The sequence below is a fragment of the Microbacterium sp. Leaf436 genome (genome assembly GCF_001424715.1).
Classification (GTDB): domain Bacteria; phylum Actinomycetota; class Actinomycetes; order Actinomycetales; family Microbacteriaceae; genus Microbacterium.
Map to the genome: position 1 here is coordinate 164,133 of NZ_LMRB01000002.1, position 23,997 is coordinate 188,129.

General features: G+C 66.6%; 30 protein-coding genes. 25 read left to right on the forward strand and 5 right to left on the reverse strand.

Going from position 1 to position 23,997, the window contains the following annotated elements; all coding sequences use genetic code 11:
• Positions 1-41 precede the first annotated feature (41 nt).
• On the forward strand, positions 42-950 hold the full coding sequence (locus ASG45_RS05000; RefSeq protein ID WP_055833657.1) for a glycosyltransferase family 2 protein: 909 nt from the start codon (positions 42-44) through the stop codon (positions 948-950).
• Between the two features lie 27 nt (positions 951-977).
• Here ASG45_RS05000 and ASG45_RS05005 read toward each other — a convergent pair whose 3' ends face one another.
• From ASG45_RS05005 to ASG45_RS05020, 4 genes are read right to left on the reverse strand one after another with little or no spacing between them, the layout of a single operon-like run.
• Positions 978-2,417, reverse strand: a complete 1,440-nt coding sequence (locus ASG45_RS05005; protein ID WP_055833660.1) for a lipopolysaccharide biosynthesis protein — start codon at positions 2,415-2,417, stop codon at positions 978-980.
• A complete protein-coding gene (locus tag ASG45_RS16375) occupies positions 2,414-3,457 on the reverse strand; it encodes a polysaccharide pyruvyl transferase family protein (protein WP_055833662.1) in 1,044 nt (347 codons plus the stop codon). Before ASG45_RS16375 ends, ASG45_RS05005 begins: the two co-directional genes overlap by 4 nt.
• The gene (locus ASG45_RS05015; protein WP_055833665.1) at positions 3,458-4,330 is read right to left on the reverse strand and encodes a glycosyltransferase family 2 protein; all 873 of its coding nucleotides are present in this window, start codon (positions 4,328-4,330) and stop codon (positions 3,458-3,460) included. It lies immediately after the preceding gene.
• A 58-nt stretch (positions 4,331-4,388) separates the two neighbouring features.
• Entirely contained in the window at positions 4,389-5,789 is a 1,401-nt protein-coding gene (locus tag ASG45_RS05020) for an O-antigen ligase family protein (protein ID WP_162242836.1), read from the reverse strand.
• 262 nt (positions 5,790-6,051) lie between these two features.
• On the opposite strand from ASG45_RS05020, the gene ASG45_RS05025 reads away from it, so the two are divergent.
• Genes ASG45_RS05025 through ASG45_RS05035 form a run of 3 tightly spaced genes read left to right on the forward strand, consistent with a single transcriptional unit; the run spans position 6,052 to position 9,397 of the window.
• Positions 6,052-7,191, forward strand: coding sequence for a glycosyltransferase family 4 protein (locus ASG45_RS05025; protein WP_055833671.1), 1,140 nt, complete (start codon positions 6,052-6,054; stop codon positions 7,189-7,191).
• 5 nt (positions 7,192-7,196) lie between these two features.
• Entirely contained in the window at positions 7,197-8,153 is a 957-nt protein-coding gene (locus ASG45_RS05030; protein ID WP_055833674.1) for a glycosyltransferase family 2 protein, read from the forward strand.
• A complete protein-coding gene (locus ASG45_RS05035) occupies positions 8,129-9,397 on the forward strand; it encodes a right-handed parallel beta-helix repeat-containing protein (RefSeq protein WP_055833677.1) in 1,269 nt (422 codons plus the stop codon). The genes ASG45_RS05030 and ASG45_RS05035 overlap by 25 nt, the downstream gene beginning before the upstream one ends.
• Here the strand turns inward: ASG45_RS05035 and ASG45_RS05040 are convergent.
• Positions 9,381-12,179, reverse strand: coding sequence for a FlgD immunoglobulin-like domain containing protein (locus tag ASG45_RS05040; RefSeq protein ID WP_055833680.1), 2,799 nt, complete (start codon positions 12,177-12,179; stop codon positions 9,381-9,383). The two genes, ASG45_RS05035 and ASG45_RS05040, sit on opposite strands and share 17 nt — an antisense overlap.
• Positions 12,180-12,944: 765 nt before the next feature.
• Between ASG45_RS05040 and ASG45_RS05045 the strand changes: the two genes are divergently transcribed.
• From ASG45_RS05045 to rplO, 21 genes are all read left to right on the forward strand, one after another.
• Positions 12,945-13,160, forward strand: coding sequence for a hypothetical protein (locus tag ASG45_RS05045; RefSeq protein WP_055833684.1), 216 nt, complete (start codon positions 12,945-12,947; stop codon positions 13,158-13,160).
• 1,271 nt (positions 13,161-14,431) lie between these two features.
• On the forward strand, positions 14,432-14,740 hold the full coding sequence (gene rpsJ / locus ASG45_RS05055) for a 30S ribosomal protein S10 (protein ID WP_013584016.1): 309 nt from the start codon (positions 14,432-14,434) through the stop codon (positions 14,738-14,740).
• A gap of 8 nt (positions 14,741-14,748) precedes the next feature.
• Positions 14,749-15,408 (forward strand): 50S ribosomal protein L3, encoded by a 660-nt coding sequence (rplC, locus tag ASG45_RS05060; protein ID WP_055833690.1) that lies wholly within the window; start codon positions 14,749-14,751, stop codon positions 15,406-15,408.
• 2 nt (positions 15,409-15,410) lie between these two features.
• A complete protein-coding gene (gene rplD, locus ASG45_RS05065) occupies positions 15,411-16,073 on the forward strand; it encodes a 50S ribosomal protein L4 (RefSeq protein WP_055833692.1) in 663 nt (220 codons plus the stop codon).
• On the forward strand, positions 16,070-16,369 hold the full coding sequence (gene rplW / locus ASG45_RS05070) for a 50S ribosomal protein L23 (protein ID WP_055833695.1): 300 nt from the start codon (positions 16,070-16,072) through the stop codon (positions 16,367-16,369). The genes rplD and rplW overlap by 4 nt, the downstream gene beginning before the upstream one ends.
• Before the next feature lie 24 nt (positions 16,370-16,393).
• The gene (gene rplB, locus ASG45_RS05075) at positions 16,394-17,233 is read left to right on the forward strand and encodes a 50S ribosomal protein L2 (protein WP_055833696.1); all 840 of its coding nucleotides are present in this window, start codon (positions 16,394-16,396) and stop codon (positions 17,231-17,233) included.
• 12 nt (positions 17,234-17,245) lie between these two features.
• A complete protein-coding gene (gene rpsS, locus ASG45_RS05080; RefSeq protein ID WP_013584011.1) occupies positions 17,246-17,527 on the forward strand; it encodes a 30S ribosomal protein S19 in 282 nt (93 codons plus the stop codon).
• A gap of 25 nt (positions 17,528-17,552) precedes the next feature.
• Entirely contained in the window at positions 17,553-17,951 is a 399-nt protein-coding gene (gene rplV, locus ASG45_RS05085; protein ID WP_055833699.1) for a 50S ribosomal protein L22, read from the forward strand.
• The gene (gene rpsC, locus ASG45_RS05090) at positions 17,951-18,709 is read left to right on the forward strand and encodes a 30S ribosomal protein S3 (RefSeq protein ID WP_055833702.1); all 759 of its coding nucleotides are present in this window, start codon (positions 17,951-17,953) and stop codon (positions 18,707-18,709) included. Before rplV ends, rpsC begins: the two co-directional genes overlap by 1 nt.
• On the forward strand, positions 18,709-19,128 hold the full coding sequence (rplP, locus tag ASG45_RS05095; RefSeq protein WP_055833705.1) for a 50S ribosomal protein L16: 420 nt from the start codon (positions 18,709-18,711) through the stop codon (positions 19,126-19,128). Before rpsC ends, rplP begins: the two co-directional genes overlap by 1 nt.
• Positions 19,128-19,439, forward strand: coding sequence for a 50S ribosomal protein L29 (gene rpmC, locus ASG45_RS16565; RefSeq protein ID WP_013584007.1), 312 nt, complete (start codon positions 19,128-19,130; stop codon positions 19,437-19,439). Before rplP ends, rpmC begins: the two co-directional genes overlap by 1 nt.
• Complete coding sequence (gene rpsQ, locus ASG45_RS05105; protein ID WP_070408572.1) at positions 19,439-19,771, forward strand: 30S ribosomal protein S17; 333 nt, start codon at positions 19,439-19,441, stop codon at positions 19,769-19,771. The genes rpmC and rpsQ overlap by 1 nt, the downstream gene beginning before the upstream one ends.
• 34 nt (positions 19,772-19,805) lie before the next feature.
• On the forward strand, positions 19,806-20,174 hold the full coding sequence (gene rplN, locus ASG45_RS05110; protein WP_055833708.1) for a 50S ribosomal protein L14: 369 nt from the start codon (positions 19,806-19,808) through the stop codon (positions 20,172-20,174).
• A gap of 2 nt (positions 20,175-20,176) precedes the next feature.
• The gene (gene rplX / locus ASG45_RS05115; RefSeq protein ID WP_055833711.1) at positions 20,177-20,536 is read left to right on the forward strand and encodes a 50S ribosomal protein L24; all 360 of its coding nucleotides are present in this window, start codon (positions 20,177-20,179) and stop codon (positions 20,534-20,536) included.
• Between the two features lie 2 nt (positions 20,537-20,538).
• Positions 20,539-21,129 carry a 50S ribosomal protein L5 gene (gene rplE / locus ASG45_RS05120; RefSeq protein WP_055833716.1) on the forward strand — a complete coding sequence of 197 codons (591 nt, stop codon included), beginning with the start codon at positions 20,539-20,541 and terminating at the stop codon, positions 21,127-21,129.
• A 90-nt stretch (positions 21,130-21,219) separates the two neighbouring features.
• The gene (gene rpsH, locus ASG45_RS05125; protein ID WP_055833719.1) at positions 21,220-21,618 is read left to right on the forward strand and encodes a 30S ribosomal protein S8; all 399 of its coding nucleotides are present in this window, start codon (positions 21,220-21,222) and stop codon (positions 21,616-21,618) included.
• Positions 21,619-21,625: 7 nt separating this feature from the next.
• On the forward strand, positions 21,626-22,162 hold the full coding sequence (gene rplF / locus ASG45_RS05130) for a 50S ribosomal protein L6 (protein WP_055833722.1): 537 nt from the start codon (positions 21,626-21,628) through the stop codon (positions 22,160-22,162).
• A 2-nt stretch (positions 22,163-22,164) separates the two neighbouring features.
• Positions 22,165-22,524, forward strand: a complete 360-nt coding sequence (rplR, locus tag ASG45_RS05135) for a 50S ribosomal protein L18 (RefSeq protein ID WP_055833725.1) — start codon at positions 22,165-22,167, stop codon at positions 22,522-22,524.
• Entirely contained in the window at positions 22,521-23,201 is a 681-nt protein-coding gene (gene rpsE, locus ASG45_RS05140) for a 30S ribosomal protein S5 (protein WP_070408571.1), read from the forward strand. Before rplR ends, rpsE begins: the two co-directional genes overlap by 4 nt.
• Entirely contained in the window at positions 23,201-23,386 is a 186-nt protein-coding gene (rpmD, locus tag ASG45_RS05145; protein ID WP_013583998.1) for a 50S ribosomal protein L30, read from the forward strand. The genes rpsE and rpmD overlap by 1 nt, the downstream gene beginning before the upstream one ends.
• Positions 23,386-23,919, forward strand: a complete 534-nt coding sequence (gene rplO / locus ASG45_RS05150) for a 50S ribosomal protein L15 (protein ID WP_070408570.1) — start codon at positions 23,386-23,388, stop codon at positions 23,917-23,919. Before rpmD ends, rplO begins: the two co-directional genes overlap by 1 nt.
• Positions 23,920-23,997 lie beyond the last annotated feature (78 nt).

A 23,997-nucleotide genomic window follows, 5' to 3' on the forward strand; every position in this document is an offset into this window, starting at 1 on the left:
CGGGTCTTTCGCGCCGAACCCCCGACCGCCGAGGAGCAGACGTGTCCGTCACCCCGATCCGCATCGCTGTCGCGATCGCCAGCTACAAGCGGCCCGATGACCTTGCGGCGCTGTTGGCGTCCATCGAGGCCATGGACGTCTCCCCCGATCTTCACGTCATCGTCGTCGACAACGACCTGAACGGATCAGCCGAAGACGTCGCGCGGGCGAGTCGCCTGAACGTCGACTACGTCGTGGAGGCGAAGCCGGGAATCGCGGCCGCTCGCAACGCGAGCCTGGACCGCCTCCCCCCGGATGCCACGCACGTCGTCTTCGTCGACGATGACGAGATCGTCCCCGTGGCGTGGATGGACGCGCTGCTCGACGTGGCGAACCGGTACGAAGCGGAGATCGTCTGCGGCCCGGTGCGAACGATCTTCCCGCCGGAGGCGCCCCGATGGATCGAGCGCGGCGGATACATCCAGCGCTCACCGGAGGCGGAGGGGCTGACCTCCCGCACTCCGGCCACGAACAACACCCTGCTGTCGCTCGCGGCCTACCGGCGTGCGGGATCGCCGCGTTTCGACGAGAGCTTCTCCGCGACGGGCGGAAGCGACACCGACTTCTTCACCCGGCTCATCGCCTCGTCCGGCGCGAAAGTCGCTTGGGCGCCGTGCGCCGAGGTGACGGAACTCGCCCCACCGGATCGGTTGCGGTTCCGGTGGATCATGCGCCGCTACATCCGCATCAACAACGTCTCGGGGCGTTTGATCCTCCGCTCGACGCCCCCGTGGAAGCTGGCGGTGCGCGCAGTCGTTCATATCGCGGTCGGAACGGCCAAGACGGCCCTGGCGCTTGCGACCGGCAAGGGGCTTCGGTTGCGCGACACCGCGCAGATCACCCGCGGTCTCGGCTGGATCGGCGCCGCGAGCGGACGGCATGTGCAGGAGTACCAGCGCCCGACGCCGTGACGACGTCTCTTCGGATCGTCGAACTCGTCAGCGCTTGCGCACCAGCGACGTGACCGTGCGCAGCCGCCGGCGGTTGGCCGGGAGGAGGAAGTTGACGGCGGCAACCCACAACAGGGCGACGGCTACGCCGATGGCGAGGGCGAGGGGGCCGGAGAACAGGACGGTGCTGACGTAGCCGGCCGCAGCGACCGGAACCCCGGCGATGAGGACGGTCAGCAATCCCGAACGCGTGAGCGACCAGGCCGGTAGGCCCGACGTCCGCCCCGCCCACCACATCTGGATGATCCAGAACAGGAAGTACCCGACCGAACCGCCGATGCCGACGCCGACGGGCCCCCACGGGGCCCCGACGAGGATTGACACGACGACGATCGGCTGCGTGACCAGGTAGATCTTCAGCTGCTTGCCGGTGAGGCCGAGCGACACGAAGATCCAGTAGGGGACCTGGCCCAGCGCACGGAACACTCCCACCAACGCAAGGGCTTGCAGGATCGGCGCGACGGCCAACCACCGATCCCCGAGGACGAGGAGCACGATCGGCTCCGCGAAGCCGACGAGGGCCGCGTAGAAGACGGTCGCCAGCGTGACGGTGAAATGCTGGCCGGTGCGGATGTACTCGATGAACCGGGCGCGGTCCTCCTGGATCCGCGAGAGAACCGGCACCGCCACGCGAGAGAGCGGAGCGGTGAGCTGGTTCAACGGCAGGACGACGAGCTGGAAGGCCCTGCTGTACAGGCCGACGACGTTGGATCCGAACAGGACGCCGAGGACGACGGTGTCGATGTTCTTCGCGGCGTACGCGATGCCCTGGGTTCCCGCTAGCGCGCCGCCGAACCGCAGGAAGCGCCGGATCGAGGTCTTTCGAGACGGGAGAGATGGATGCCACCGTGCCAGCATCATGTCCAGCACCAACGCCAGAACGGCCACCGCCAGTGCTTGCGCGACGAGGGCCCAGTACCCGAACCCGTTCACCGCTAGCACGACGGCGAGGACCAGCGCGATCGCCTGGGGGAGCGCCTCGGTGACGCCCAGCGTCATGAACCTCATGTCGCGGTTGATCTGGGCCTTGTACTGCGCCGCGACGCCGTTCAGCAAGAAGGTGACCGACAGCATCTGGGTGATCGCGACGAGCGCCGGCTCGTCGTAGATGAGGGCGATGCCCCACGAGCTGGCGAAGACCACGAGTGCGAGGACGAGCCCGATCGCACTGTTGAGCCAGAACAGATTGCTCTTCTCCGAGGAGGAAAGCGTCTTGGCCTGGACGGCCGCCATGGACAGGCCCATGTCGCGAAGGAGCTCGCCGAGACCGATCACGGCGGTGACCATCGCGAGATAGCCATAGTCGCGAGGGTCGAGAAGGCGTGCCAGGACGACGATCGAGATGGCGAGCAGTCCCAGCCGGATCCCTTGCCACAACAGAGTCGCGCCGGCGCCCCCGAGGGCACGACGGCCGAGGCCCGAGCTCAAGAGGCGATCGCCAGAGCGCGGCGGGCCACGTCCCGGATCCGGGCGCGAGCGGCACTCACCTGAGCGATGACCTCGTTGGTACGCGCCGCCTGAGCGACGAGGTCGTGGAGAATCTCTACGGAACTGCGGTCCACCGATGCCACCGTCATCCGGTGGTAGCCGATGGCGTCGAAGTGTCGCGCTACCTTGGTGTCCGGCTCGGCGATGAGGTTAACGGGGACGGCACCTTCGGCCGCCGCGACGATCAGGACGTGCAGGCGGTCGCTGAGCGCGACGGCGGTTTCGAGGTAGATGTCGCGAAGACGGTCCTCCTGCGCGCGGTGGCCGGCGACGACCTCCCAGTCGACGAGTTCGCCGCCGAGTTGCGCGTGGAGCTCCTTGCTGCGGGCGGAGTCGCGCGCCACTTGGGTGATCACGGTCATGGTGAGGTCTTCGCGGGAGGCGAAGTCGCGGATGGCGGTGATCGTCTCGGCGGATAGGGGCTGGCGGTCACCCCGGTAGGACACGACCAGACGCCGTCGTGGTTGTGTTCCGGAATCGGCGCCGGGGAGGAATCCCCAGTCGGGCATGACCTCGCCGATACCGAAGTGCTCCCGGGAGTCGACGTCGCGCCAGGCCACCATCGAGGACAGGCGGTACAGACGCCGGAAGCGTTCGATCACCGCAGAATTGGGCTTTCGCTGACCGATGCCCAGGCGCAGAGCGCGACCGCCCCGCGCGCGGACGGCGAGGATGAGGGGGAGAAGCCGTCGCTGACCCTTGTAGATGTCCTCCTCGAGGAGGAGCTCGCCGGGCTTGTCCACCCACCATGTGTCACGCCGGAGCACCGACCGGTAGGCGGACCGTCGCCAGTCATCGACGTCGCGGTAGACGACATCGGAGTCCCGGAGATCGAGGGCCGCGAGGAAGTCCGCGCTCGCGTCGCCGAGGAGGATGTGGAGTTCGCCCGCGCGGGACAGCTCGTCGAAGAAGGCTCGCCGGAGGATGACGTCGCCGATGTTGTCTTCCTGGCCGGTACCTCGCACATAGATGCGGCGCATTCACTTGCCTTTGCTCTGAAGGGTCTGTTTGGCCGTCGCGCCGATCGCATACACGATGGCCGCAGGACCGGGTCGCCCGAAACGGATGCCGGCGAGTGCGGTTCGGATCATGGAACCGACCGATCCGCTCCGCCGGGCGAAGCCCAGGGACTGGGTGAGGATGAAGTCGCCGAGCAGCCGCGGCTGGTCGGCGAGGAAACGGCGCGCCCAGGCGACCGAGCCCTCCGGAGCGATCCGCTTCGAAACGGAGCCCTCGGTCGCGTAGTAGCTGGCGAGAGACTCCCACGACTGGAGGACCGTCAAGTCGGGGTGTGCTGAGGCCACGGAGGTCAGCCACGAGACGTCCTGATGGAACTTCAGATTCTCGTCGAAGGGAACCTCGAGGGCGAGTTCTCGGGGGAAGACCAGGGTGGAAGCCTGGACGAACCCGTGACCGCTTCGCGGCGACCGCTTCGCGAACATATATGCGCGGAGATCCTCGCCCGGGCGGATGGGGAAGGCGGGCTGGATGAGTTCGGAGCCGTTCATACGCTTCATACGCACGCGGGACGTGGCGATCCAGGGCCCCGCGGTCTCGGAAGCGAGGCGCGTCAGGACGGCGACCTTCGTCGGTGCCCACTCGTCGTCGTCGTCGAGAAGTCCGATCAGGTCGCCGGTCGCCTCGCGGATGCCGCGCTGACGCCCTGCGTTGCCTCCGGCTCCCGGCCCGACGCGGACCACGCGCACCCGATCGTCCTCGGGCAGCGTGAGATCGTCCGTGGTGTCGGCCGCGACGATGACTTCGTGCACCGGCGTTGTCTGCACCAGGGCGCTTCGGACAGCGCGCGCGAGTTCGGGGCGGCCGATCGTCGGGATGACGACGGACAGTTTCACGGGTCTCTTCTCTCTTTCGGACGACGACGTGCGCGCACGCGAGCTTTGCACGAGGCGGTCACACCGATCGCGGCTTCCCCTGTACGGAGAGCGCTTTGCGCCGCCGAGGCTCGAAGGTGGGGGAGTGTTCTCCGAGGGTGAATGCGGGATCCGCCTTCTCCTGTACCTGCACGACGGTCGCTAGTCCGACGCAGACCCACAGCAGGAAACTCACCGGGCTCTCCTGGAGCGTCGGAAGGACGATCTGGGAGACCAGAGTCCCGCTGAGGGCAGCCGCGGGGAGGAACCCGACGATGCTTCGGGATCGTGCCGCGCGGTTAGCCAGAAGGCCGAGCAGGATGAGGAAGATCGCCAGGACCAGCGGCCCCGCTTCGAGAGCGAGGAGGAGCCAGTAGCTCTCCACGTGATAGTTCGTCTCGAATTGCAACGATCTGGGCCCGACAACTCCGAGCCCCATCCCGAGCGGATGCACGAGAAGCTGAGCGAGCCCCTCCTGCAGGCTCGCGGCGTGACCGCCGAACGACGTGTCCGTCTCCTCCTCGAGCGCGCCGCCGATGTACAGCGTCGCGGCGGCGATCGTCGCGACGCCGGCGACAAGCAGGAAGCCGACGGACAGGATCTGCGAGGACTTGCGAAGCGCGCGAGCCAGGAGCACAGCTCCGAGGATGGCGGCGCCGAATAGTCCGCTCCGGGACTCGGTGAGAAGGATGGCGGCGGCGGGCAAAAGCGTCAGGAGGAGACGCCGCGAGGTCCGTAGCCCTGGGGCGCACCACACCACGGCGATCGAGATCAGCATCGCCGCCGCGAGTTCGTTCGGTGCGACATACGGGCTGAAGGCTCGTGGCGTCAAACTACCCGAGGAGAAGAGGGAAGTCGGAAAGCGCTGCCCCGCGGGTACCGGCAGGCGGCCGATGTCCAGCAGCCACTGAATACCCTGCGTCCAGGTGGCGATCGCGATCGCCGCGCTGATCTGGGCGGTCACGATGATCGTCATCAGCATCCGTCGCACGTGGCGCACCTCGACGAACGCCGGGACCAGGACGAGGAGGAGCAGCGGCTCGTAGTCGTTGCGCCACCCGTAGAGCGCCTGCTCGAGGGACGGGGTGAACGTTCCGCTCACGAGGGGTAGGAGGGCGAGGAGGGCGACGAGGACCGCGATGCTGGTGGGTGCACGGTTGAAGCGCCGGTTCACGAGCGCTGCGACGAGGAGAAGGCCGATGACGGCGTCCTTGATGACACCGTAGGCGGTCCCCACCGCCCCTGGCGCGACCTGAGACACGAGTGCGTTGAAAGGCAGGAGAAGAATGAGGGCATAGATGCCCACCAGCGGGAAACGCAGCACGACGATCACACCAGCTATCCCGAGGATCCCGATGAGAACGGGGATCGGGCCCAAGAGAAGAACGAGCGCGACGAGCACCACTGCTGCCGCGGCAGACGTGATAATCGAACGAGTCACCGTGGTGCCTTCCCTGGGGCATCAGCCAGCCCCCCGCGCATCGTGCTTTTCCAGGATATGCGCTCGACCGGTCCTTCCTTGCATTCTCCGATACGATCGACGTAGGCACGGGCGCCTGTCCAATCAATCGTTCAGGGGTGTTTGTGCGAAAAGAACAGGCCGATGGGGGGTCAGACCCCATTTCCTTTCCATACCGATGGTGTTCTGCGGTGCAGTTGACCCAGCGAGAGGCCGACGCGTCGACACGTCGGATCGGGGCGACATGCGCGTGATGCTCTGCCACCCGTCCGCCGAGCTCTACGGAAGTGACCGGATGGCGCTGGAAGCCGTCGTGGGTCTGCGCGACCGAGGCGCCCACGTGACCGTCGTGCTTCCCGTCGACGGTCCGCTCCGAACCGAGTTGCGGGCAGTCGGTGCCGACGTGCTGGTGCGGGATGTTCCCGTCCTGCGAAAGTCGGCATTGCGACCGGCCGGGTTCGCGCGCCTTGTCTTCGACCTGGTCCGACGGGGGCCCCGCATGGTGCGGGTGATTCGCCGCGTGCGTCCCGACCTTGTATACGTCAACACCATCGTGCAGCCGTGGTGGGCACTGGCGGCTCGTCTCCTTCGCAAGCACGTGGTCTTCCACGTGCGCGAAGCGGAGGTGGATCCACCGGCCCTGGTCCGGCGCGCGCTCTTGTCGCCCCTTCGTCTCGGGCATTCGGTCATCGCCAATAGCCAGTTCACGGCGCGACAGATCTTCCGCGATTGCCCCTCGGTGCGCACCCGCACCAGCGTGATCTACAACGGCAAGGACTGGTCCGCGTACGCGGTGCCCCACGAACCCGCGCCGGAAGGCGCGTTCCGTGTCCTCTACCTCGGTCGCCTCAGCCCCCGCAAAGGCACGGATGTCGCGGTTCGTGCTGTGGCGCTGATGCGCCAGGCGGGGACGGATGTGCGACTGACGCTCGCCGGGGCGGTGTTCCCGGGCTACGAGTGGTACGAGGCCGAGCTGCGTGACCTTTGTCGCGAGCTCTCCCTGGGCCCGGACGTGGTCTCCTTCACCGGATTCGTGGCCGACGCGCCGCCGTTGTTCTCCACGGCTGACGCGCTGGTCGTGCCTTCGCGGGCGGAGCCGTTCGGAACGGTCGCCGCGGAAGGGCTCGCCGCGGGTGTGCCCGTGATCGTGTCCGACGTGCAGGGCCTGGTCGAGATCGTCGGCGACGGGCGTGAGGGGCTGGTGGTCCCCGCTGACGACCCGGAGGAGCTGGCAACCAAGCTGGAGACGCTGCGGACGGACGACACGCTGCGGCACCGGCTCGTCGAGCAGGGACGACGGAGCGTCGCCGAGCGTTTTTCCCGCGAACAATACCGCGCGCAGGTCGCCGCGGAGATCTTCCGTGCTGCCGGGCGCGAAGAGTGAAGGATGTGACGAACGTGTCCGTGACCACGGTGATTCTCGTGACCTACAACTCGGCCGACGATCTCGAAGGCTGCATCCGCACGCTCGGCTCGTCGGATGACGTCGAGGTCGTGATCGTCGACAACAAGTCCTCCGATGATTCCGTTGCGATCGCTCGCCGCCTCAAGACCGAGGGGCTGGTGACCCGCATCATCGAGAGCGAGACGAACGACGGCTTCGCGCGCGCTGTGAACCGCGGAATCGCGACGGCGGCTGACGGCGGGGTCTTCCTCCTGAATCCGGACGCGCGCATCACGGGAGCTGATCTCGCCCGCCTCGTCGCCGCCGCGGACGCCGATCCGACGATCGGCATCATCGCTCCCCTCGTCGACAGCGGACCGCATGTCCCGACGCTCGCGGCAGGGAAGCAGCCGCGACTGTGGCCTCTTTTCACGCATTTCACCGGGCTGGCTCGGGCATTCCCTCGCGTGGAATTCCTGCGCGGACGCCATCTGTATCGCCAGAACCATTCCTACACGCAGGACGTCGAGTGGGTCTCCGGATGCGCCTTGTATCTCGCCCCTCAGGCGCGGGAGCGCATCGGATTCCTCTCCGAGCGATGGTTCATGTACGGAGAAGACATCGAACTGGCGGACCGGGTGCTTCGACAGGGCTATCGGGTGGTGCTGAACGCTGACGTCGTCGCCACCCATGAGATCGCCGCCTCTGTGAACGCCGCTGGTTCGTCGGTCTCGACGCTCTGGGCCGAGAACACCTTCGACTTCTACGTGTGGCGTTTCTCCGCTGGGCCGGTGCGGAGGTTCCTGTGGCGGGCCATCTTCTCGGCAGGACTCGGATCCCGGGCCCTTCTTCTCGGCGTCAAGGCACGTCGAGCAGGTGAGAAGGGGACGGCCATGCGGGCACGGGCCGCGAGGTTCCGGAGATTTGCGGGTGCGGTGTGGTCGACGAGCCCGACGCGCTGAGTCATCGCGTGCCGCGGCGGGCCGTCCTGGCGCTCGCCGGAGTGGCGGCGTTCACGGTCTTCCTCGCGTCCTGCGCGCCCGACCCGGACGACGACGCTCCGGACTACGCTGTGGAGCTGAACCAACTGCTCCGATCGGCTCCCCAAGGAGGACGGGTCGAGTTGCCGGCCGGCACACAGGTCGTCCGATCGACGATCAGACTTCGACCCGGCGTCGAGTTGGCCGGGCATGCCGACGGATCGACCCTTAAACTCGCCGACCGCACGGACACGCCCTTCGTCCTCGCCAACAGCGCGGACAACGTGAAGGTGACGGGTGTCACCTTCGACGGCGGCGTCCAGTCCACGCAGGGGGTCTCCCTGCAGATCGACAGCTCCTCTGGCGTCACCGTCAGTGGATGCACGTTCATCCGGATGAAGCACGCGGTCCGTGTCTACGCCGAGTCCGGACGCTCGGCGTCGAACGTGGTCATCGACTCCTGCACCTTCGATGACATCGTCGACTTCGCCGTGCGGGTCGAGTCGGGTGCCCGCAACATCAAGGTCACCTCTAACACCATCGACAAGGTCGCCAAGGGCCAGGCTCCGTCACCGTCGGCGATCTACGTGCGCGGCCAGAACGTCGTCGTCCAGGGGAACACAGTGAAGAGTTCCTACGACACCGGCGTGATGGTGGCGGGTGACGATGCGAGCGACGTCACCATCCAGAACAACACCCTTTCGACAGACATGGTAGGGATCTACTTCGGGAGCGGAGCTCGCTCGGGCACGGTGACCGGGAACACGATCACCTCAAAGAGGGACTTCGGCATCCATCTCCATGATCGACGCGGGGGCGTGGTCGACGTCCAGGTGACGCAGAACACCATTGGGCCGACGGGGAAGACGGGTGTCGAGATCGAGGGCGTCCAGAAGGTCGTGCTGCGCGATAACAAGATCTCAGACGTCGCTCAGCGCCCCGGAGGCCCCGATTACTGGCGCTGCGGCGTCGCGATCAGCAAGCTGCAGGATCAGGCGGCTCAGTCCGTCCTCGTGGAGGGCAATACGATCTCGGGCGAGCCGGGACAGATGGTCTACGGCGTTCTCGTCACGGACAACACGCAGAACGTCATCGTCCAGGACAACCAGGTTGAGGGCGCGCGGACGGCGTCCTACCAGGTCGAATCGGGCGACGGCGGGCCGTATCTGGTGGAACGAGCCGATGGCTCCGTCGTCGCCCGAAAGGGTGTTACCCGGCAATGGTGAAGGGGCGACCCCATGCGACGGTCCGCCCGTCCGGACCGGACACGCTGATCCGGAACCGGTAGTCGCCCGGGCTAGCGACCGCTCCACCCGTCACCTTCCCGTCCCATGCGATCTCACGTGCCCCGGACAAGTAGGAGCGGGAGTCGGTGATGGTCCGGACGAGCTTTCCGCTCTTCGTGTAGATCTGGACGGTGATCGTCGTGCGGTCCCCGGTCACGAGGCGGAGCGAAACAGCGCTACCGGGCTTGACTGACGATGGATTCACCCGATTCGATGACACCAGGAATTTCGGGGCCGACGAAACGGTCACTTCCGCGCCGAGAGACGAGTCCACCGGAACGGCCTGCAGGGCTCCGCGATCGTAGATGTACGCGGTCGTGTTCGCGACGGGAATCCGCGTCGTGGCGAAGTCCGGTCGGTACAGGGCCTGGGTCACGAAGTTCCGACCGTAGAAGACCACTCCGCGGGTGCTGGTCCCGTAGTGCGCGGTTACGTCGTCGAAGATGATGCGTCCGCTGGTCTTGGAGGTCGACGACTTGAACACGTGCAAGTCGGTGACGGTGATGGGGTAGTCGATCTTCTTGTCGACATTGGACCCGTAGCTCTTGTAGCTGGGGTTCAGTCCGTCGAAGTAGAGCGTCTGCCGAGACCATCCCTCTGGTCCCGCGTTGCCCACCTTGCCCTCGAAGATCTCGCCCTTGGCATCCGTGATCTTCATGTAGATCGAGCTGTTGCTGTTGTCGCCGTACGTCCAGACCGACACCGCGCTCGGCCGGCCCGAAACGGGCAGGTTCATCGTGAGGGAGGTGCCCTCAGCCGTGGAGGCCTTGTAGTTGTAGTCCAGGGCGATTGCCCCCGACCCCGCTACGCGTGTGTTCACGGCGGACACTTTCGACGTCGCGCCCTCGCCCAAAGACTTCGACTTGACGTCGGTCGTCCGCGCGAGATCGCTGAGAACCGTCGACGTGCCCGCGCTCGGTGAGGCGGTGCCGGCGGCGACGGATCCGGCCATGCCGGCACCGGCCCGGGCCAGAGCGGAGTAGGCCGGCTTCTTGCGTCCTGACTGTTCGATCAGCCCGTAGTTGTCGAGCCTGCTCGCGCTGCCGCCGATCTCCACGAGGTTGAACCACGCGTACGCCGCCACGCCGTGCGCGGCCGCGTCGATCATCGATCTGCTCAGGTACGCAGCTTGATCCGCCTCGCTCACCCCGGCCCCCGAGCCGCAGCTCGCACACGTCGACCACCCCGTCTCGGTGATCCACAGCGACCGCCCGGGCGCGTTCCGAGCGATCCACGACTGGGCGGCCGAGATCCAGCTGTCGATCGTGCTCGATTCCGGGGCACCCTGAACGTAGGTGTGCAGCCCGATCCCGTCGAAGGAATCGATGGCCCCGGCCTCCCGCAGGCTGTTCAGATACTGCTCGGAGTATCCCGCGAGCCCGCCCGTCACGACGATGGCATCCGGCTGGACCTTCTTGATCGCCGCGTACGTCGCCTTGAGCAGGCGCGCGTAGGCGGAGGCGTCGGGTGACGGCTTCCAGTACTGCTCGATGTTCGGTTCGTTCCAGATCTCCCAGACCTTGACCCGGTCCTTGTAACGCTCGACGGTCGCGATGGCGTAGTTCACGTAGTTCGCGGTGTCGGCGGGCGGGTAGTACCGCGCCGACGAGCTCGGGGTCCCGGCCGGAGCGCTCGTCGCCCAGTCGGCCGTGTACACGAGCTTGCCGATGATGTCGATGTTGCGCGCACGCGCGACCGAGACGGCCTGGTCGAACTTCGGCCAATCGAAGAACCCCTTGCGCGGCTCGACCCGGTTCCACTCGAACTCCTCGCGCGCATACCGCACGTAGGCGTCCTCCATCGCGGCCGCGTCGGTGTCGGCCTTGGCCAGGCTCTCGTACGTGGTGAGCGAGGAGTTCACCGCAGCGACGGAGCCCGCCGTGGCGGACGCGGCGCGTTGAGCGGCTCCGACGAGATACGGCGTGGCGACCGTGAGTTGACCGGACAGCGTGCCGTTGGCAGTGGAGTCATACTCCAGTACAGCCCGCACCACGCCAGCCAGGGGCGTTCCGCCGTCGGACTTCCCGTCCCATCGGGTCGTTTCGGTCTTCGCGCCCTGCACCGTCCCGGTGAACGTCCGAGTGTTCTTCGACGGGTCGATCAGACGGAGGCGGTAGTCTCCCGCGCCGCCCGCGGTGAACCTGACGTCTGTGGTGCCACTGCCGGGGATCACGGAGCCGGTGCTCGATCGGGGAGCGGTCCACCCGCTGTCATCGACCCGGAGGTTGTCCACGCGGACCGATCCTGTCGCGGGCTGCGTTCCATTCCGGACCACCACGACCCGGAAGAGGGCGATGGGCGCGTCGATGATCCCGTCGCCGTTGCCGCCCGTGGTCGCGGACGGCGCCTTCGAGAGATCGACGGTCGCGGTGGACCAGTTCTTGTTGCTGATGTTGCCGACCCGGTAATAGAGGACCTCGCCGGTGGCATCGCGCACACGGAGGTAGAGCGTGTTGAAGGAACCGTCGCCCTTCACATCCAGCTTGAGGGCGCGCAGACCTGTCGTGTCGATGTCCTGCGGCGTCGCCACACGTCCGATCTCGAAGGTTCCGCCGCCGAAGTCGTAATCCATCTTGAGCGACCGGTCTCCTTCGGTCGCGTCCGTGGAGGACGAGATCGAACCGCGTCCCGACACGAGCGTCCAGTCGTCCGCCGAGCCGAAGCTCTCCGCGGTGACCAGACCTGCCGCGATGGTCGCCCCGAGCGCCGATGTCGGCGTCACACTGGGAGCAGGAGACGGCGCCGTCGTCCGCTGCTGGTCGTCCGTGGGGGAGGGGCTCGCGGACGGCTCGGGCCGAGGAGTGCCCGTCGGCGTCGGCGAAGGAGTCGGCGACGGGGACGGGGATGCCGCAGGGGACGGGGATGCCGGAGGCGTCGGCGAAGGAGTCGACGACGGGGACGCCGCAGGGGACGGGGATGCCGGAGGCGTCGGGTAGCCCGTCTCCATGGGTAGCGCGGCGCCCGTGGAGGACTCGAGAGCGGCGCCGGTCGCGATGTGCTCGGAGAGAGCGGACATCGCGTGGGCGCCCGGTGCGGGCAGCGTCGCGCTCAGCGCGACGACGGTGGCGATACTGAGGATTTTGAGCATCCGGAGCGTCCTCGGGGGTAGGAGACGCCACCGGAGTGTGACGGCCCGTCGGGTACCTGTCTTCTGCCCGCCCGCGGGAATCTCCCGGGCGAGCGGCAACGCAGTCGGGGAACGTCGTCACGTCGGCTCCGGCGTCCCCTCCTTGCGGTGAGGACAGAGCCGGGGTGTCATGACTGCGAGCCCGCATGGGGCGCCGGGTAGTTGCAAGATTCCCCACCACAGTCTTACCCGCGCTCACAGCAGAGACAAGCGAATCTCTGCGAAAATTACCGGTAATGCGCTGTCGGTCCCGCCGAGGTCAAGCCCGCGCGCTTTTTCCGCGCCCGACGCGCTGCACGAGCACAATGAATCGCAACCCGTCGGCATCCCGCCGACACCAGTCCGGAAAGGGAGACGCACATGGGTGTGGACGACATCATCAACAAGGGCAAGAAGCTTCTGGACGAGAATCGCGACAAGATCGAAGATGCCCTCAAAAGCGAGAAAGCCGAGGAAGTCAGCGACAAGATCCTCGACGGTGCGGCGGACGCGATCAAGAAGGTCGTTCCGGCCGAGCAGCACACGAAGGTCGATGAGGTCCGACAGAACGTCGACAAGCACATCGGCAACGCCTGACGCACGCATTCTCGCCGCGGCGCCGTTCTTCTGCGGGCCGGCGCCGCGGCCGCCCTTGCGCGGCGACCTCGTCAGCCGAGCGGAGAGAACAGTCTGTCGACAGGCCACACGATCGCGAAGACCGTGCCGACCATGTCCGCCCGCGGGACGAAGCACGCGCAGTCGTCGCCCATCACCAGGTAGGAGCCCTCAGGAACGGTGAGGGGAGCGAAGCACCGCGCGGAGACCGGAACGCTGTCGCAGCCGAGCTGGCCGGCGATGAAGGGCAGGTCGACTGCGCACGCAGTCCTGGTCGATCGCGGCGCCGTCGACCTCGATCCGGCCCTCGTCGGTGCAGCACTGGACAGTCGTCCCCGGTGCACCGATGACGCACTTCACGAGGGCATCGAGATTGCTCGGGCCGAAGCCGAAGAGACTGCCCACCCACTCGGCCACGAGGCGGAGAGGGCAGGGCGCTGCGGCATCCTCTTTTCATGATTCAGGGCGGGAGAAGACCACGACCTCTCCCGGTGTGGGGTCCGACCAGGTCAGGTCGATGCGGTCGGCCCGGAGCCGGTCACCCGCCTGGATCGTGGGTGAGATGGATGCCGACGGTACCCGGACGGCTTGACGATGAACAGCTGCCCGAGCGCCACGACGAGCAGGACCACCACCCATGTGGTGACGGGCGGGCGTCACACTCGCCGCCACCGCATCCTCGCCGACGACGTGTCCGAGATATTCGTTCGCGTGTGCATTCCGGCCCCCCGTGTCGCTACCCGGCGCCAATTGCCGACGCGACAGGGCGGCTCCGCAGGCCCGATCAGGGTAGGCGCGGCGTACACCCGTCAAGGGGCGGGAGAAGAGCGGGCTCGCGCCGTTCACCCTCATAGGGAAGAGGGTAGAAGTGCCCACGGGGACCGGATGCTGAGGATCTGCCGCGCGCGACACGCCCGGGTTTGCGACTCGCTTCGGGGCTACGTAGACTAATGCAGTTCCACATTCCGGCGTGCGCTCGGCGCGCGCCAGGATCACTGTCAGGGCAGTGCACAGGCGGCGCGAAAGCGCAGGGTCCTGGGCCGCCGGCAGCAGAACAGACACCGAGCCCCTTCCTTCATCGGATTCGCACGCGTGCGTGCGGGGTGGGCCGGATGCCATGGCATCCGGTTTGACAGCTGAACAGCGGTGCAGCATCTCTCGCGTGAGCGAGGGGAAGTGCCAGGGTGCGAGAGCACCACCGTGCGTCCAATGCCCCAGGTCGGGTAAGACGCGAGAAAGAGAGAGAGCAGACAATGGCGGGACAGAAGATCCGCATTCGCCTGAAGTCGTACGATCACGCCGGGCTGGACTCATCGGCGCGCAAGATCGTCGACACCGTGACCCGTGCCGGTGCCACCGTGGTGGGCCCGGTTCCCCTTCCGACCGAGAAGAACGTCGTGTGCGTCATCCGGTCGCCCCACAAGTACAAGGACAGCCGCGAGCACTTCGAGATGCGCACCCACAAGCGCCTCATCGACATCATCGACCCGACGCCCAAGGCCGTCGACTCGCTGATGCGCCTCGACCTCCCGGCCGATGTCAACATCGAGATCAAGCTCTGAGGTTCGACATGTCTGACATCAACTCCAAGATCTCCAAGGGCCTCCTCGGCACCAAGCTCGGCATGACTCAGGTGTGGGACGAGAACGGCAAGCTCGTTCCCGTCACCGTCATCGAGGTCGCTCCGAACGTCGTGACCCAGCTGCGCTCGCTCGAGAAGGACGGCTACAACGCCGTTCAAATCGGCTACGGCCAGATCGACCCCCGCAAGGTGAACAAGCCCCTCACGGCCCACTTCGACGCCGCCGGCGTGACCCCGCGTCGCCACCTCACCGAGGTGCGCACGGCGGATGCCGCCGACTACTCGCTCGGCCAGGAGCTGACCGTTGACGGTCTCTTCGAAGCCGGCCAGCGCGTCGACGTCGTCGGCACCAGCAAGGGCAAGGGCACCGCGGGTGTCATGAAGCGTCACAACTTCAAGGGTGTGTCCGCTTCGCACGGTTCGCACCGCAACCACCGCAAGCCCGGCTCCATCGGCGCATCGTCGACCCCGAGCCGCGTCTTCAAGGGCATGCGCATGGCCGGCCGTATGGGTGGCGAGCGCGTGACCGTCCTCAACCTCACGGTGCACGCCGTCGACGCCGAGAAGGGCCTGATGCTCGTCAAGGGCGCTGTCCCCGGTGCTCGTGGCCGCATCGTCTACGTCCGCAACGCAGTGAAGGGTGCCTGATCATGGCTGACTCGACTCTCGCGCTCGACGTCGTGAAGGCCGACGGCAAGAAGGCAGGCTCCGTCGAGCTGCCCGCCGCGCTCTTCGACGTCAAGACGAACATTCCCCTCATCCACCAGGTCGTCGTGGCGCAGCGCGCCGCGGCACGCCAGGGCACGCACTCGACCAAGCGTCGTGGCGAGGTCTCGGGTGCCGGCCGCAAGCCCTTCAAGCAGAAGGGCACCGGTAACGCCCGTCAGGGCTCGATCCGCGCGCCGCACATGACCGGTGGTGGCATCGTCCACGGCCCCAAGCCGCGTGACTACAGCCAGCGCACGCCCAAGAAGATGATCGCCGCCGCCCTGCTGGGTGCGCTCAGCGACCGTGCTCGTGGGCAGCGTCTGCACATCGTCGACAGCTTCGCCATCGAGGGTGCCCCCTCGACCAAGGCTGCCGCTGCCGCGCTGAAGGCCTTCGGCGCCGTCAAGAACGTCCTCGTGGTCATCGACCGCGACGACGAGCTGACGGTGAAGAGCGTCCGCAACCTCGCGTACGTCCACGTGCTGACCGTCGGCCAGCTGAACACCTACGACGTGATCGTCTCCGACGACATCGTCTTCACCAAGGCCGCTTACGACGCGTTCGTCGCGTCGAAGTCCGCTGCCACCGAGGAGGTCTCGGCATGACCGCCGTCAACAAAGACCCGCGCGACATCATCCTGAAGCCGGTCGTCTCCGAGAAGAGCTACTCGCTCATCGACGAGGGCAAGTACACCTTCCTGGTGGACCCGCGCTCCTCGAAGACCGAGATCAAGCTCGCCATCGAGAAGATCTTCGGCGTCAAGGTGGCCTCGGTCAACACGATCAACCGCGTCGGCAAGGCCCGTCGCACCCGCTTCGGCACCGGCAAGCGCAAGGACACCAAGCGCGCCATCGTGTCGCTCAAGTCGGGCACCATCGACATCTTCACGTCTGTCGGCTGACGGTCGGGATAGAGGACAAGAACAATGGCTATTCGCAAGTACAAGCCCACGACCCCCGGTCGCCGCGGCTCGTCGGTGGCCGACTTCGCCGAGATCACCCGATCGACGCCTGAGAAGTCGCTGCTGCGCCCCCTGTCGAAGACCGGTGGCCGCAACAACCAGGGCCGCATCACCACGCGTCACATCGGTGGTGGCCACAAGCGTCAGTACCGTCTGATCGACTTCCGTCGTAACGACAAGGACGGCATCGACGCCAAGGTCGCTCACATCGAGTACGATCCCAACCGCACCGCGCGCATCGCGCTGCTGCACTACGCGGACGGCGAGAAGCGCTACATCATCGCGCCGAACAAGCTGTCGCAGGGCGACGTCGTCGAGTCGGGTGCCGGCGCTGACATCAAGCCCGGCAACAACCTGCCGCTGCGCAACATCCCCACCGGTACCGTGATCCACGCGATCGAGCTGCGTCCCGGTGGCGGCGCGAAGATGGCCCGTTCGGCGGGCGTCTCCGTGCGCCTCGTCGCCAAGGACGGCCCCTACGCGCAGCTTCGTCTGCCCTCGGGTGAGATCCGCAACGTCGACGTGCGCTGCCGCGCCACGATCGGCGAGGTCGGTAACGCCGAGCAGTCGAACATCAACTGGGGCAAGGCCGGCCGCAAGCGCTGGCTGGGCGTCCGCCCGACCGTGCGTGGTGTCGCCATGAACCCGGTCGACCACCCGCACGGTGGTGGTGAGGGTAAGACCTCCGGTGGTCGTCACCCCGTTTCGCCGTGGGGTAAGGCCGAAGGCCGCACCCGTCACGCGAACAAGGAAAGCGACAAGCTGATCGTCCGCCGTCGCACCGCCGGCAAGAAGCGTAAGTAGGAGTAGAGGAAGATGCCTCGCAGCCTTAAGAAGGGCCCCTTCGTCGACGAGCACCTGCTTCGCAAGGTCGTCTCGCAGAACGAAGCCGGTTCCAAGAACGTCATCAAGACCTGGTCGCGCCGTTCGATGATCATCCCCGCCATGCTGGGACACACCATCGCCGTGCACGACGGTCGCAAGCACATCCCCGTGTTCGTGACCGAGACCATGGTCGGTCACAAACTGGGCGAGTTCTCGCCCACCCGCACCTTCCGCGGCCACGTGAAGGACGACAAGAAGGGCCGCCGCCGCTGACGCGGTGGCGCTAGAGGAGAGAGAAATGGTGGAGTCCATCGCACGCGTGCGACACATCCGCGTGACCCCTCAGAAGGCTCGTCGTGTCGTCGCGCTCATCAAGGGCAAGCAGGCCGAAGAGGCCCTCGCCATCCTGAAGTTCGCGCCCCAGGGCGCGAGCGAGCCGATCTACAAGCTCGTCGCCTCGGCGATCGCGAACGCTCGCGTCACCGCTGACAAGACGAACGAATACCTGGATGACGCCGACCTGTACGTGAAGAACGCGTACGTCGACGAGGGCACGACGCTCAAGCGTTTCCGTCCCCGTGCACAGGGTCGCGCCTTCCAGATCAAGAAGCGCACGAGCCACATCACGGTCGTGCTCGCGACGCCGGAAGACGCTGCTGCGGCCCCGGCGCGCGCCAACAAGAAGGCGAGCAAGTAATGGGACAGAAGGTCAACCCGTACGGCTTCCGCCTCGGCATCACTACCGACCACGTGTCGCGGTGGTTCTCGGACTCGACGAAGGCCGGTCAGCGTTACGCCGACTACCTCGCCGAGGACATCAAGATCCGTCGCCTGCTGACCACCTCGCTTGACCGCGCCGGTGTCAGCAACATCGAGATCGAGCGCACGCGTGACCGCGTCCGCGTCGACATCCACACCGCCCGTCCGGGCATCGTGATCGGTCGCCGCGGCGCCGAGGCCGAGCGCATCCGTGCCGACCTCGAGAAGCTCACCAGCAAGCAGATCCAGCTGAACATCCTCGAGGTCAAGAACCCCGAGGCCGATGCTCAGCTCGTCGCGCAGGGTGTCGCCGAGCAGCTCACCGCTCGTGTGGCGTTCCGCCGCGCGATGCGCAAGGGCCTGCAGGGCGCGCAGCGTGCCGGCGCCAAGGGTGTCCGCATCCAGGTGTCGGGTCGCCTCGGCGGCGCCGAGATGAGCCGCTCGGAGTTCTACCGCGAAGGCCGTGTGCCCCTGCACACCCTGCGCGCGAACATCGACTACGGCTTCTACGAGGCCAAGACCACCTTCGGCCGCATCGGCGTGAAGGTCTGGATCTACAAGGGCGACCTCACCAACAAGGAGCTCGCCCGCGAGCAGGCCAACGCGCCCAAGTCCCGCGGTCGTGACGACCGCGGTGGCGACCGTCGTCGTGGCCCGCGCAACGAGGCCCCCGTGGCAGAAGGAGCGTCGGCGTAATGCTCATCCCCCGCAAGGTCAAGTACCGCAAGCAGCACCACCCCGGCCGTTCCGGCCAGGCCACCGGTGGCACCCAGGTGTCGTTCGGTGAGTACGGTATTCAGGCGCTGACCCCCGCTTACGTGACCAACCGTCAGATCGAGTCCGCTCGTATCGCCATGACGCGTCACATCAAGCGTGGCGGAAAGGTGTGGATCAACATCTACCCCGACCGCCCCCTCACCAAGAAGCCGGCCGAAACCCGCATGGGTTCCGGTAAGGGTTCGCCCGAGTGGTGGGTCGCGAACGTCAAGCCCGGCCGCGTCCTCTTCGAGGTCGCGGGTGTCGACGAGCAGCTCGCTCGTGAAGCACTGACCCGAGCCATTCACAAGCTGCCCCTGAAGGCACGCATCATCAAGCGCGAGGAGGGCGACGCGTAATGGCGATCGGCACCAAGCAGCTCGCCCCGAGCGAGCTCGACACGTTCGAAGACCAGCGCCTCGTCGAGGAGCTGCGTAAGGCCAAGGAAGAGCTGTTCAACCTGCGCTTCCAGTCGGCCACCGGCCAGCTCGAAAGCCACGGTCGCATCCGTGCAGTCAAGCGCGACATCGCGCGTCTGTACACCGTGATCCGTGAGCGCGAGCTCGGCATCCGCGCCACCCCGGCCCCGGTCGAGGCGACGAAGGCGAAGAAGAGCAAGGCGAAGAAGGCGGACGCCGCTGACGACGCCGCGAAGGAAGAGGCGGAGTAATGGCTACCGCGAAGAAGGCAGAGGCCGAGGCGCAGGTCGTCGGTCACGAGCACTCCGAGAACGATGTGCGCGACGAGAACGCCCGCGGTTACCGCAAGGCGCGTCGTGGGTACGTCGTCAGCGACAAGATGGACAAGACCATCGTCGTCGAGGTCGAAGACCGCGTGAAGCACCCGCTCTACGGCAAGGTCATCCGCCGCACCTCCAAGGTCAAGGCGCACGACGAGACCAACTCGGCGGGCATCGGCGACCTGGTCGTCATCAACGAGACCCGTCCGCTGAGCGCCACCAAGCGCTGGCGCCTGGTCGAGATCCTCGAGAAGGCCAAGTAAGCCTCGCGCTTACTTGGAATCCAAGGAGTAAAAAGTGATTCAGAACGAATCCCGGCTGAAGGTCGCCGACAACACCGGCGCCAAGGAGCTGCTCACCATCCGCGTGCTCGGCGGCTCCAACCGTCGTTACGCGGGCCTCGGTGACGTCATCGTCGCCACGGTCAAGGACGCGATCCCCGGTGGAAACGTCAAGAAGGGCGACGTGGTCAAGGCCGTCGTCGTCCGTGTCGTGAAGCAGACCCGCCGTCCCGACGGCTCATACATCAAGTTCGACGAGAACGCCGCCGTGATCCTGAAGAGCGACGGGGAGCCCCGCGGCACCCGCATCTTCGGACCCGTCGGTCGTGAGCTTCGTGACAAGAAGTTCATGAAGATCGTCTCGCTCGCCCCGGAGGTCATCTGATCATGGCGAAAATCAAGAAGGGTGACCTGGTTCAGGTCATCACGGGCGCCAAGCCCGAGCGTGGCGGCGACCGCGGCAAGCAGGGCAAGGTCCTCGAGATCCTGACCGAGCAGAACCGCGTCATCGTCGAAGGCGTGAACTACGTCACCAAGCACAACCGCGTGGGCCAGTCCCAGCGCGGCACCAAGACCGGTGGCATCGAGACGTTCGAAGCCCCGATCCACATCTCCAACGTCGCGCTCGTCGACCCCTCGACCAAGAAGCCGACCCGCGTCGGCCGCCGGGTCGAGGAGCAGGTGAAGGACGGCGTCAAGCGCACCGTCCGCGTGCGCTTCGCGAAGAAGTCAGGCAAGGACCTCTGAACATGAGCACCGTGACTGCCGCGGAGACTGGCAAGATCCAGCCCCGCCTGAAGCAGAAGTACAACGCCGAGATCAAGAAGGCTCTGCAGGAGGAGTTCGGTTACCCGAACGTCATGCAGATCCCCGGACTGGTCAAGGTCGTCGTGAACACCGGTGTCGGCGAGGCCGCTCGCGACAGCAAGGTGATCGATGGTGCGGTCGACGACCTCACCAAGATCACCGGTCAGAAGCCCGTCGTCACCAAGGCTCGCAAGTCCATCGCGCAGTTCAAGCTGCGCGAGGGTCAGGCGATCGGCGCGCACGTCACCCTCCGCGGTGACCGCGCGTGGGAGTTCGTGGACCGTCTCGTCAACCTCGCTCTGCCCCGCATCCGCGACTTCCGCGGTCTCTCGGCCAAGCAGTTCGACGGCAACGGCAACTACACCTTCGGTCTCCAGGAGCAGTCCGTGTTCCACGAGATCGATCAGGACCGCATCGACCGCGTGCGTGGATTCGACATCACCATCGTCACCACCGCGAAGACGGACGAGGAAGGCCGCTCGCTGCTGCGTCAGCTCGGCTTCCCCTTCCAGTCGGCCGACGCTCAGGCCTGAACTCGGGCCCCCGGGTTTCCGGGGGCCCCTCATCGAAGGTCGGCTGTCGCGTAACGGCAGTCGAAACCTCATGAACGAAAGAAGCAACACATGACGATGACAGACCCGGTCGCAGACATGCTGACCCGTCTGCGCAACGCGAACTCGGCTCACCACGACTCCGTGTCGATGCCGAACTCGAAGCTGAAGACGAACATCGCCCAGATCCTCAAGCAGGAGGGTTACATCGCCGACTGGACCGTCGAAGACGCCCGTGTCGGCCAGACCCTCAACATGACGCTGAAGTACGGCCCGAACCGCGAGCGGTCGATCGCCGGCATCAAGCGCGTCTCCAAGCCCGGCCTCCGCGTGTACGCGAAGTCGACCGAGGTCCCCACGGTCCTCGGCGGGCTCGGCGTCGCCATCCTGTCCACCTCCTCCGGTCTCCTCACCGACCGTCAGGCCGAGCAGAAGGGCGTCGGCGGGGAAGTCCTCGCCTACGTGTGGTGATCTGAGAATGTCGCGTATCGGACGTCTTCCCATCGACATCCCCGCCGGCGTCACCGTTTCGGTGAACGGCCGGGAGGTCGCCGTCAAGGGCCCCAAGGGCGAGCTCGAGCTCACCATTGCCCAGCCCCTCGAGGTGTCGGTCGAAGAGAACCAGGTTCTCGTCACCCGCCCCGACGATGAGCGCGAGTCGCGGTCGCTCCACGGCCTGACCCGCACGCTCATCAACAACAACATCATCGGTGTCACCCAGGGCTACACCAAGGGCCTCGAGGTTGTCGGTACGGGTTACCGCGTGGCGCAGAAGGGCAGCTCGATCGAGTTCGCCCTCGGTTTCTCGCACCCCGTCCTGATCGAGCCGCCCGCAGGTATCACCCTCACGGTCGAAGGCAACAACAAGGTCACCGTGAGCGGCATCGACAAGCAGGCCGTCGGCGAGGCCGCCGCCAACATCCGCAAGATCCGCAAGCCCGAGCCGTACAAGGGCAAGGGTGTGCGGTACGCGGGCGAGGTTGTGCGCCGCAAGGCCGGAAAGAGTGGTAAGTAGCCATGGCTGTCAAGACAAAGTCCGTCGCCCGTGCCCGTCGCCACGCGCGCCTTCGCAAGAAGGTCGTCGGCACCGAGCTGCGTCCCCGTCTCGTCGTGACGCGCTCGGCGCGCCACGTGTTCGTCCAGGTCGTGGACGACAGCAAGGGCCACACCGTGGCCTCTGCCTCCACCCTCGAGACCGACCTGCGCGGGTTCGACGGTGACAAGACCGCCAAGGCCCGCAAGGTCGGCGAACTCGTCGCCGAGCGTGCCAAGGCCGTGGGCGTCGCCGACGTCGTGTTCGACCGTGGCGGTAACCGCTACGCCGGCCGTGTCGCCGCGATCGCCGACGGAGCTCGCGAAGGAGGGCTGAACCTGTGAGTGACAACAAGGAGACCGAAGTGACCGAGCAGACTGCACCGGTAGAGGGTGCGGCTGCGGCCACGGCCCCCGCCGAGCGTGAGCGCGAGCCGCGTCGCGGTGGTCGCGAGCGCAACACCAACCAGCGCGACCGTGGTTCGCGCGACCGCAACGAGAGCCAGTTCCTCGAGCGCGTCGTGACGATCAACCGCGTCTCGAAGGTGGTCAAGGGTGGTCGTCGCTTCAGCTTCACGGCGCTCGTCGTCGTGGGTGACGGCAACGGTGTCGTGGGTGTCGGTTACGGCAAGGCCCGCGAAGTCCCCCTCGCCATCTCCAAGGGTGTCGAAGAGGCCAAGCGCAACTTCTTCCGCGTCCCGCGTTCGGGTTCGACCATTCCCCACCCCGTCCAGGGTGAGGCTGCCGCCGGTGTGGTGCTCCTGCGCCCCGCCGCTGCCGGTACCGGTGTTATCGCCGGTGGTCCCGTCCGCGCCGTCCTCGAGTGCGCCGGCATCCACGATGTCCTGTCGAAGTCGCTCGGCTCGTCGAACACGATCAACATCGTGCACGCGACCGTCGCAGCCCTGAAGCAGCTCGAAGAGCCCCGCGCCGTGGCAGCCCGCCGTGGCCTGGAGTTCGACCAGGTCGCCCCGGCCCGCCTCGTGCGCGCCGAGGCCGCCGCCCAGAAGGTAGGTGCCTGATGGCCGAGCGTCTGAAGGTCACGCAGATCAAGTCCAAGGTGAGCGAGAAGCAGAACCAGCGTGACACGCTGCGTTCGCTCGGTCTCAAGCGGATCGGCGACTCGGTCGTCCGTCCCGACGACGCGCAGACGCGCGGTTACGTCAAGACCGTCGCCCACCTCGTCAAGGTTGAGGAGATCGACTAATGGCTGACAAGAAGGACGAGACCGCAACGGTCGCCGCCCCGAAGAAGGCCTCGGCCCGTAAGACGGCTGAGAAGAAGGAAGCCCCCGCGGCGCGCCCCGGCGTGCTGAAGGTCCACCACCTGCGTCCCGTCCCGGGAGCCCACAAGGCCAAGACCCGCGTGGGTCGCGGTGAGGGCTCGAAGGGTAAGACCGCCGGTCGCGGTACCAAGGGAACCAAGGCCCGCTACCAGGTCCGGGTCGGCTTCGAGGGTGGGCAGATGCCGCTGCACATGCGCACCCCGAAGCTCCGTGGCTTCAAGAACCCGTTCCGCGTCGAGTACCAGGTCGTGAACCTGGACAAGCTCGCCGAGCTCTACCCGCAGGGTGGCGACGTGACCGTCGCCGGCCTCGTGGCCAAGGGTGCCGTCCGCAAGAACGAGAAGGTCAAGGTGCTCGGCACCGGCGACATCTCGGTCGCGCTGACCGTCTCGGTCGACAAGGTCTCCGGCTCCGCTGAGCAGAAGATCGTCGCCGCCGGCGGTTCCGTCAACTGACGCACGACCCCTGAGGGGCCGGCGGCCTTACGGCCGTCGGCCCCTTCTGGGTTAGTCTGATTTGGTGTGCGCCCTGCG

Bases quoted from the DNA above. Each gene is read 5' to 3' on its own strand.
- ASG45_RS16375 (WP_055833662.1), bottom strand. From the start codon at position 3,457: ATGCGCCGCATCTATGTGCGAGGTACCGGCCAGGAAGACAACATCGGC.
- ASG45_RS05025 (WP_055833671.1), top strand. From the start codon at position 6,052: ATGCGCGTGATGCTCTGCCACCCGTCCGCCGAGCTCTACGGAAGTGAC.
- ASG45_RS05045 (WP_055833684.1), top strand. From the start codon at position 12,945: ATGGGTGTGGACGACATCATCAACAAGGGCAAGAAGCTTCTGGACGAG.
- rpsJ (WP_013584016.1), top strand. From the start codon at position 14,432: ATGGCGGGACAGAAGATCCGCATTCGCCTGAAGTCGTACGATCACGCC.
- rplC (WP_055833690.1), top strand. From the start codon at position 14,749: ATGTCTGACATCAACTCCAAGATCTCCAAGGGCCTCCTCGGCACCAAG.
- rplD (WP_055833692.1), top strand. From the start codon at position 15,411: ATGGCTGACTCGACTCTCGCGCTCGACGTCGTGAAGGCCGACGGCAAG.
- rplW (WP_055833695.1), top strand. From the start codon at position 16,070: ATGACCGCCGTCAACAAAGACCCGCGCGACATCATCCTGAAGCCGGTC.
- rplB (WP_055833696.1), top strand. From the start codon at position 16,394: ATGGCTATTCGCAAGTACAAGCCCACGACCCCCGGTCGCCGCGGCTCG.
- rpsS (WP_013584011.1), top strand. From the start codon at position 17,246: ATGCCTCGCAGCCTTAAGAAGGGCCCCTTCGTCGACGAGCACCTGCTT.
- rplV (WP_055833699.1), top strand. From the start codon at position 17,553: ATGGTGGAGTCCATCGCACGCGTGCGACACATCCGCGTGACCCCTCAG.
- rpsC (WP_055833702.1), top strand. From the start codon at position 17,951: ATGGGACAGAAGGTCAACCCGTACGGCTTCCGCCTCGGCATCACTACC.
- rplP (WP_055833705.1), top strand. From the start codon at position 18,709: ATGCTCATCCCCCGCAAGGTCAAGTACCGCAAGCAGCACCACCCCGGC.
- rpmC (WP_013584007.1), top strand. From the start codon at position 19,128: ATGGCGATCGGCACCAAGCAGCTCGCCCCGAGCGAGCTCGACACGTTC.
- rpsQ (WP_070408572.1), top strand. From the start codon at position 19,439: ATGGCTACCGCGAAGAAGGCAGAGGCCGAGGCGCAGGTCGTCGGTCAC.
- rplX (WP_055833711.1), top strand. From the start codon at position 20,177: ATGGCGAAAATCAAGAAGGGTGACCTGGTTCAGGTCATCACGGGCGCC.
- rplE (WP_055833716.1), top strand. From the start codon at position 20,539: ATGAGCACCGTGACTGCCGCGGAGACTGGCAAGATCCAGCCCCGCCTG.
- rpsH (WP_055833719.1), top strand. From the start codon at position 21,220: ATGACGATGACAGACCCGGTCGCAGACATGCTGACCCGTCTGCGCAAC.
- rplF (WP_055833722.1), top strand. From the start codon at position 21,626: ATGTCGCGTATCGGACGTCTTCCCATCGACATCCCCGCCGGCGTCACC.
- rplR (WP_055833725.1), top strand. From the start codon at position 22,165: ATGGCTGTCAAGACAAAGTCCGTCGCCCGTGCCCGTCGCCACGCGCGC.
- rpmD (WP_013583998.1), top strand. From the start codon at position 23,201: ATGGCCGAGCGTCTGAAGGTCACGCAGATCAAGTCCAAGGTGAGCGAG.
- rplO (WP_070408570.1), top strand. From the start codon at position 23,386: ATGGCTGACAAGAAGGACGAGACCGCAACGGTCGCCGCCCCGAAGAAG.